Source organism: Nocardia mexicana NBRC 108244 (genome assembly GCF_001613165.1).
Classification (GTDB): Bacteria; Actinomycetota; Actinomycetes; order Mycobacteriales; family Mycobacteriaceae; genus Nocardia; species Nocardia mexicana.
In genome coordinates this window covers 42,910-50,282 of sequence record NZ_BDBV01000099.1, presented here as the reverse complement: position 1 = coordinate 50,282, position 7,373 = coordinate 42,910, and the positions used below count along the sequence as shown (strand labels likewise).

The 7,373-nt window shown below is 68.3% G+C and carries 5 protein-coding genes; 3 read left to right on the top strand and 2 right to left on the bottom strand.

Annotation, left to right across the window (positions count from 1 at the left end):
* Positions 1-428: 428 nt before the first annotated feature.
* Positions 429-1,664, bottom strand: coding sequence for an APC family permease (locus tag NM1_RS33385; RefSeq protein WP_068029372.1), 1,236 nt, complete (start codon positions 1,662-1,664; stop codon positions 429-431).
* 839 nt (positions 1,665-2,503) lie between these two features.
* Here NM1_RS33385 and NM1_RS33380 point away from each other — a divergent pair.
* Both NM1_RS33380 and NM1_RS33375 read left to right on the top strand, forming a co-directional pair.
* Positions 2,504-2,944 (top strand): Fur family transcriptional regulator, encoded by a 441-nt coding sequence (locus NM1_RS33380; protein ID WP_068029370.1) that lies wholly within the window; start codon positions 2,504-2,506, stop codon positions 2,942-2,944.
* Positions 2,945-2,996: 52 nt separating this feature from the next.
* Positions 2,997-4,463 carry a catalase gene (locus NM1_RS33375; RefSeq protein ID WP_068029365.1) on the top strand — a complete coding sequence of 489 codons (1,467 nt, stop codon included), beginning with the start codon at positions 2,997-2,999 and terminating at the stop codon, positions 4,461-4,463.
* A gap of 54 nt (positions 4,464-4,517) precedes the next feature.
* On the opposite strand, the gene NM1_RS33370 is transcribed toward NM1_RS33375, so the two are convergent.
* The gene (locus NM1_RS33370; RefSeq protein ID WP_068029364.1) at positions 4,518-5,267 is read right to left on the bottom strand and encodes a TetR/AcrR family transcriptional regulator; all 750 of its coding nucleotides are present in this window, start codon (positions 5,265-5,267) and stop codon (positions 4,518-4,520) included.
* Between the two features lie 149 nt (positions 5,268-5,416).
* Between NM1_RS33370 and NM1_RS33365 the strand changes: the two genes are divergently transcribed.
* On the top strand, positions 5,417-6,955 hold the full coding sequence (locus NM1_RS33365; RefSeq protein WP_068029361.1) for an MFS transporter: 1,539 nt from the start codon (positions 5,417-5,419) through the stop codon (positions 6,953-6,955).
* The last annotated feature ends 418 nt before the right edge of the window (positions 6,956-7,373 follow it).

Genomic DNA, 7,373 nt, shown 5'->3' with positions numbered 1-7,373 from the left:
TACGTGTCCCGCTGCGCCGTGTGTGCTGGCTTGCCTGTACGTATCCCGCTGCGTCTGTGTGTGCCTGGCGTGGCTGTAGGTGTCGCGCTGCGTCTGTGTGTGCCTGGCGTGGCTGTAGGTGTCGCGCTGCGTCTGTGTGTGCCTGGCGTGGCTGTAGGTGTCGCGCTGCGTCTGTGTGTGCCTGGCGTGGCTGTAGGTGTCGCGCTGCGTCTGTGTGTGCCTGGCGTGCCCGTACGTGTCCCGCTGCGCCCGTGCGTGCTTGCGTACTCGTACAGGTCCCGCCGCACCCTGCGGGTATTCACGCACCACGTACGCGTCATGGACAGGGTGCGGCGATGGGCACGGGGTGCGATAAACCGCGCGCATGCCACCGGTGTGTACAGCGGTGCCGGTTGTCGAATTCCGGATGCGGTGGGCGACAGCCGGTGTCAGCCGCGAACTCCGGCGCGGACCGCGTAGACCCCTGCGCCGACGGCCAGCACGCCGATTCCGGTCAGGACGGAGGTGAGGGGGAGCGTGAGTCCGAGCACCGCGCAGCCGAGGGCGCCCAGGACCGGAATCCACCGGGGCGGGCGGCCTTCCGTCTCGCTCAGTGTTGCCGCCGAGAGGTTGGCGATCAGGTAGTACACCAGCACCGCGAAGGACGAAAAGCCTATGGCCGCACGCAGATCCGCAGTGGCGGCGATGACGGCCACCACCGCGCCGACGAGCAGTTCCGCGCGCTGCGGTACCTCGAAGCGTGGGTGCACGACCGCCAGCGCACCGGGCAGGTGCCGGTCGCGAGCCATCGCCAGCGTCGTGCGCGAGACGCCGAGCAGCAACGCCAGGAGGGATCCGGTTGCCGCAACCACCGCGCCGACCCGGACGACCGGGCTGAATCCGCTTGCGCCCGCGGCGGATACGGCACGCGCGAGGGGATCGATTCCGTCCGCCAGCCCGCCGGAGCCGAGGACCGTGAGCGCCGCGACCGCGACGGCGGCGTAGACGACGAGCGCCAGCCCGAGCGCGATGCCGATCGCGAGTGGAATGGTGCGTCGTGGGTCGCGCACCTCCTCGCCGAGGGTGGCGATGCGGGCATATCCGGCGAAGGCGAAGAACAGCAGTCCCGCGGCCTGGAGGACGCCGGTCGCGCCGACGCCCTCGGCCAGCGGCGTTGCGGCGGAATGCCTTCCGAACAGGCAGATGCCGACGACGGCCGCCAGCACCGCCAGCGTCACCGTCACGATGATCCGGGTGGCCAGCGTCGATTTCTGCACTCCCGCACAGTTCACGGTGGTGACCGCCACGACCGCGAGCACCGCCACGATTCGAGCCTGCTCCGGCCACGCGTAATTGCCGACCGTCAGCGCCATCGCCGCGCACGAGGCCGTCTTCCCGACGACGAATCCCCAACCGGCGAGATACCCCCAGAACGGTCCGAGGCGCTCCCGGCCGTAGACGTACGTGCCGCCCGACACCGGGTACAGCGCCGCCAGCCGCGCCGAGGACATCGCATTGCAGTATGCGACGACGGCCGCGACCGCCAGCGACAGCAGCAGCCAGGGCCCGGCCGCCGCGGCCGCCGGTACCAGCGCCGCGAAGATCCCGGCGCCCACCATAGAGCCCAAGCCGATGGTCACCGAGTCCGCAAGCCCCAGCCTGCGTCGCATCTCCGGAGCGGTCATGCGGTCATCCTCGCCGACGTTCGGCAGCTTCGCGAACCGCGCTCCGCTTGCGAACCGCCGCAGTGTCGCGCTGTCGCGGTGCCGGACGTCGCGCTGTTGGGCGGGTTGCGGTGTCGGGCGGTCGTGGTGCCGGACGTTGCGCTGTTGGGCGGGTTGCGGTGTCGGGCGGTTGCGATGTCGGACGTTGCGCTGTTGGGCGAGTTGCGGTGTCGGGCCGTCGCGGTGTCGGGCCGTCGTGATGTCGGGGCGTCGCGCTGTTAGGCGGATGGCGCCGTCGCATGGTCGCGTTGCCGCGCTGTCGGTCGATCACTGTGCGCACTCGGTGGTACCGGCGCCCGGGTAGCGAACGCTGCGCGCGGTTCCCAATATGCGAAACGCCACCAGGCCGGGGGGATGACCTGGTGGCGCTGTCGCTCCGAGCTCTGCGAACGCCACGCCGGCTCCGCAGCTCGGGCGCCGACGCCCAACATGCGCCTCTCGGCGAGTGGTCGCTCGTAGCGACGAAGTGGTGAGGCCCGGGGCTGTCCCGGCGTCGGCAATGGTGATCAACGGGCCGATCCGCAGATCTATTCCGCACCCGGCGATGTGATGTGGGCGACGCGACCGCCACCCCTGCGCTGGCTTCGCGTCACCTCCCGGGTGCTGGCTTCGAGTCAGCCTTGGTCGGCCTTCTTGGCGGGAGCTGTGTCGTCGCGATCGGGACCGATTTCGGAGGAACCTCCAGTTGATCCGCCGGGCCCTCGGACGGTCGACTGGTGACGCCCGGTCGGCTCTCACCACCCGCAACAGACTCGAAAGTCTTTTCTTGACTTATTCCAGAAAATGGGCAGACTGGGTTCATGCACACCGGTGGTTTCGATCCCCGCGAGCGACTGCGCTCGGTCGGCCTGCGGGTTACCGCCCCGCGGGTCGCGGTGCTGGATGCGGTGACAGCCCAACCGCATTCGGACGCCGATCGGGTCGCCGCCACGGTTCGTGAGCAGCTGGGTTCGGTGTCCACGCAGGCCGTTTACGACGTGTTGCGGGCCTGCGTGAACTCCGGCCTGCTGCGGCGGATCGAACCGGCGGGTTCCTCGGCGCTGTACGAGGCCCGCACCGGCGACAACCATCACCACCTGGTGTGCAGGAACTGCGGCACGGTCGTGGATGTGGACTGTGCCGTGGGCAGCGCCCCCTGCCTCGACCCGTCCGACGCGCACGGTTTCGCGATCGACGAGGCCGAGGTCGTGTACTGGGGGCTCTGCCCGGAGTGCCGTCGGACGGACAACCCATCCCGATAACCCGGGCAGCCCATACCCCGGGGCCTTGCTCACCAGCCCAAGGAGGCGTCGAATGACCAAGCCGACCACGACGAACACCGGTATCCCGGTCGCCAGCGACAACGAGTCGCTGACCGCGGGCACGCAGGGCCCGATCCTGCTGCACGACCACTACCTGATCGAGAAGCTCGCGCAGTTCAACCGGGAGCGCGTGCCGGAGCGGATCGTGCACGCCAAGGGTGCGGGCGCGTACGGCGAACTGGTCGTGACCAACGACGTCAGCCGCTTCACCAAGGCCAAGCTGTTCCAGCCCGGTGCGCGCACCGAATCGCTGGTGCGCTTCTCCACGGTGGCGGGCGAGCAGGGCAGCCCCGACACCTGGCGCGACCCGCGCGGTTTCGCGGTGAAGTTCTACACCGAGGACGGCAACTACGACATCGTCGGCAACAACACCCCGATCTTCTTCATCAAGGATCCGATCAAGTTCCCCGACTTCATCCGCTCGCAGAAGCGCCTGCCGGGCAGCGGACTTCGCGATCACAACATGCAGTGGGACTTCTGGACCCTGCGCCCGGAGACCGCGCACCAGGTCACCTGGCTGATGGGTGACCGCGGCGTCCCGGCCACCTACCGTCATATGAACGGCTACGGCTCGCACACCTACCAGTGGGTCAACGCCAAGGGTGAGCGCTTCTGGGTGAAGTACCACTTCAAGACCGATCAGGGCATCAAGAACCTGACCCAGGCCGAGGCCGACCAGCGGGCCGGCACCGATCCCGACTTCCACCGCCAGGATCTGTACGAGGCCATCGAGCGCGGTGAGTTCCCGAGCTGGACCCTGCACGTGCAGGTCATGCCGGAGTCCGAGGCCGAGGGCTACCGGTTCAACCCGTTCGACCTGACCAAGGTGTGGTCGCACAAGGACTACCCGCTGATCGAGGTCGGCCGCTGGACCCTGAACCGCAACCCGCAGAACTACTTCGTCGATATCGAGCAGGCCGCCTTCGAGCCGTCGAATGTCGTTCCGGGCATTGGTTTCTCGCCGGACAAGATGCTGCTGGGCCGGGTGTTCTCCTACGCCGACGCGCACCGCTACCGCATCGGCACCAACTACGCGCAGCTGCCGCCGAACCGTGCCCGCGCCGCGGAGGTGAACACCTACTCCAAGGAGGGCGCGATGCGGTACGACTACAACGCGCCGGAAGTGCCTGTGTACGCGCCGAATTCGTTCGGCGGCCCGCACGCCGACGCCACCCGCGCCGGTGACGAGGGCACCTGGACCTTCGGGCAGGAGGCCGTGCGCGCCGGGTACATCCAGCACCGCGAGGACGGCGACTTCACCCAGGCGGGCACCCTGGTTCGCGAGGTGTACAACGACGAGGAGCGAGATCGCCTGGTGGGCAACGTCGTCGGCCACGTGCTGGGCGGCGTGGGGGAGCCGGTGCTGAGCCGGGTGTTCGACTACTGGAAGAGCGTCGACCCGGAGATCGGCAAGCGCATCGAGGAGGGTGTGCGCACCGGCCTCAACGGCAACGCCTGATGTAACGAAATACGAAGGCCCGCACCGGATTCCGGTGCGGGCCCCGTCGTGTGCTCACTGGTTGCGCCGCGCCTCCACCCCGTCCATGATCAGGCCGACCTCGCGTTCGAAGGTGTCCTCGCGGAGGCTGGCATGATCCCGGTCGCGATGTTCGACGGCGCGCCGGTAGGTCCGCGGATACGGTTTCGACACCGCCGCTGTGGCATCCATCAGGCGGCCGATCCACTCCTTCTCCTCGAGTCCGCTGCGTGCGATCGAGCTCATCGTCGCCGCCTCGGCGGAGGTGGTGCCGACGACGAAGGCGAAGATCGCGTCGGCCCCCAGATCGGTCGTATCGTCGTCGAAGCCCGCCTCCTCGAAGATCGCCAGCATCGACTCGGTCACCCGCATCATGTTCGGGCCGAGCAGTGCCAGCCCCGCGCTGCTGAGGACCACCGCGATCCACGGGTGCCGCAGGATGGTCGCGCGGATCTCGCGGGAGACGTGCAGGACCGTGGCGCGCCAGTCGCCGTTCTCGATGGCGCCCGGAATCCGTGCCTCGCCCATGGCCTGATCGACGACGAGCTCGAGGAGTTCGTCCTTGTTCGCCACGTGGGTATAGAGCGAGGTCGCGCCGGCGTCGAGGCGTGCGCCCAGCTTGCGCATGCTCAGCGCCTCGAAGCCCTCCTGGTCCAGCAGGGCGATCGCCTCGTTCACGATCTGATCCCGGCTCAGCGCCGGGGTCTCGCGCCGCGCCCGATGCGGCCGCGTCCATACCGACGGAAGTTGCTGCGCCGTCGTGGCCTTCTCCGTTGGGGTGCCCATCACCGCTCCTTCCTCGTGCCTCGAGCATAGCGCATCCTTCGTACAGTGTTCGGAATCACGAACGTCGTACCTATTGCGCACACTGTGCGTTGACCGTACAGTGTTCGACATAACGCACGACGTGCGGAAGCTCTTGGAAAGGGTTCACGATGGAAACACTGGAAACGGCCGCTCGGGATGCGGTCGCCCGCAACCCGCGCCGCTGGTTGATCCTGGTGGTGCTGTGCCTGAGTTCGCTGGTGCTGGTGGTCGACAACATGGTGCTGACCGTCGCGATCCCGGATATCGCGACCGATCTCGGCGCCAGTGCGCAGCAGATCCAATGGATCATCGACTCGTATCTGCTGGTGTTCGCGGGCCTGCTGCTCACCTCGGGCAGCCTGTCCGACCGCTACGGCCGCCGGTTGGTGATGGTCATCGGATTGGTGCTGTTCGGCGCGGCCTCACTGCTCGCCGCCTACGCGAACAATCCGGAACTGCTGATCGCGGGCCGGGTGTTCATGGGCATCGGCGGTGTGTTGATCATGCCCAGCACGCTGTCGATCCTCATCACCGTCTTCGACGACGACGAACGGCCCAAGGCGATCGCGGCGTGGAGCGCGGTGGCGACGCTGGGCATGGTCGGCGGCCCGGTGGTCGGCGGCGTCCTGCTCGACCACTTCTGGTGGGGCGCGGTGTTCCTGATGAACGTGCCGATCGCGGTGATCGCCATCGTGGCGGCGCTGACGCTGATGCCGGAGTCGAAGGGCCCGTGGCGCAAGCCCGACTACCCGGGCATGGTGCTGTCGATGGTCGGGATGGTGGCCCTGGTGTGGGCGATCATCGAGACGCCCAAGCACGGCTGGAACGACACCCGCATTCTGATCGCCTTCGGCACGGCCGCGGTCGCGCTGATCGCCTTCGTGATCCGCGAGGTGACCACCGATTCGCCGATGGTGCCGCTCAACCTGTTCCGCAACCGGACGTTCACCGGCTCCAGCTTCTCGCTGGTCCTGGCCAACTTCGCCAACGGCGGCCTGGTGCTGGTGCTGACCCAGTACCTGCAGTTCGTGCTCGGCTACTCGCCGATGCGCACGGCGCTGGCCTTCACGCCGATGGCGATCGCGCTGCTGGCCGCCAACGGGATCGGCGCGAGCCTGGTGAGCAAGCTCGGCGCGAAGGTCATCACCGCGACCGGCCTGGCGATCGTCGCCGCGAGCTTCGGCGCGCTGGCGATGCTCGATGCCGACAGCGGCTTCTGGCCGGTGGCCATGGCCTCGGCGCTGTTCGGTCTCGGCGGCGGCCTGGCGATGCCCGCGGCGATCGGCGCACTGATGAGCGCCGTGCCGTCCGAGCACGCCGGAGTCGGCTCCGCGCTGAACGACACCGTGCAGCAGACCGGTGCGTCGATGGGCGTGGCGGTGCTGGGTGCGATCCTCGCCGGTACCTACACCGACGAGATGCCGCGGTGGGTGTCGGACGGCGCCCGCGAGTCCATCGCGAACGCGCTCGGCAGCGGCGACGACGGTGTGATCGGCCTGGCCCGCCACGCCTTCAGTTCCGCGATGTCGGCCACCTTCACCGTCGGCGCGCTGAGCGCCGTGGCGGCCGCGATCGTGGCGACCGTGCTGATGCGCAACGTGAAAAACGTTGGCGGCGAGGGCGATACGCCCGAGCAGACCGACGACGAACTGGTCGGCACACGCTGACCACCGCCGAGGGTGACTCCGCCCAGGTACGCACTGCTCACAACTGAGGGTGACTCTGCCTCGGCACGCACTGACCACCGAAGATGACCCCATCTCGGCACGCACTGACCGTCGAAGATGACTCCATCTCGGCACGTACCGATCACCGAAGATGACTCCGCCCCGGCCGCCACGGCCGGGGCGGAGTTCGTCGTGGACGGTCCGTTACGGGCGGCGGCCCAGCCGGTCTACAACATTCCCCACCAGTAGAGCAGGCAGGCCAGTACGAAGACGACTGCAGTCTCCATCGTCGCTCCCAACCTCATTCGCGCGTACCACCCATCATTCCTCGAGATTGCCGGACGCGCCGCCGACCAAGATCACAACGCCACAACGGATGCCCCGTCGGCCGCGATCCTGTCGTCCCCTCGATCGACAG

Bases quoted from the DNA above. Each gene is read 5' to 3' on its own strand.
- NM1_RS33385 (WP_068029372.1), bottom strand. From the start codon at position 1,664: ATGACCGCTCCGGAGATGCGACGCAGGCTGGGGCTTGCGGACTCGGTG.
- NM1_RS33380 (WP_068029370.1), top strand. From the start codon at position 2,504: ATGCACACCGGTGGTTTCGATCCCCGCGAGCGACTGCGCTCGGTCGGC.
- NM1_RS33375 (WP_068029365.1), top strand. From the start codon at position 2,997: ATGACCAAGCCGACCACGACGAACACCGGTATCCCGGTCGCCAGCGAC.
- NM1_RS33370 (WP_068029364.1), bottom strand. From the start codon at position 5,267: ATGGGCACCCCAACGGAGAAGGCCACGACGGCGCAGCAACTTCCGTCG.
- NM1_RS33365 (WP_068029361.1), top strand. From the start codon at position 5,417: ATGGAAACACTGGAAACGGCCGCTCGGGATGCGGTCGCCCGCAACCCG.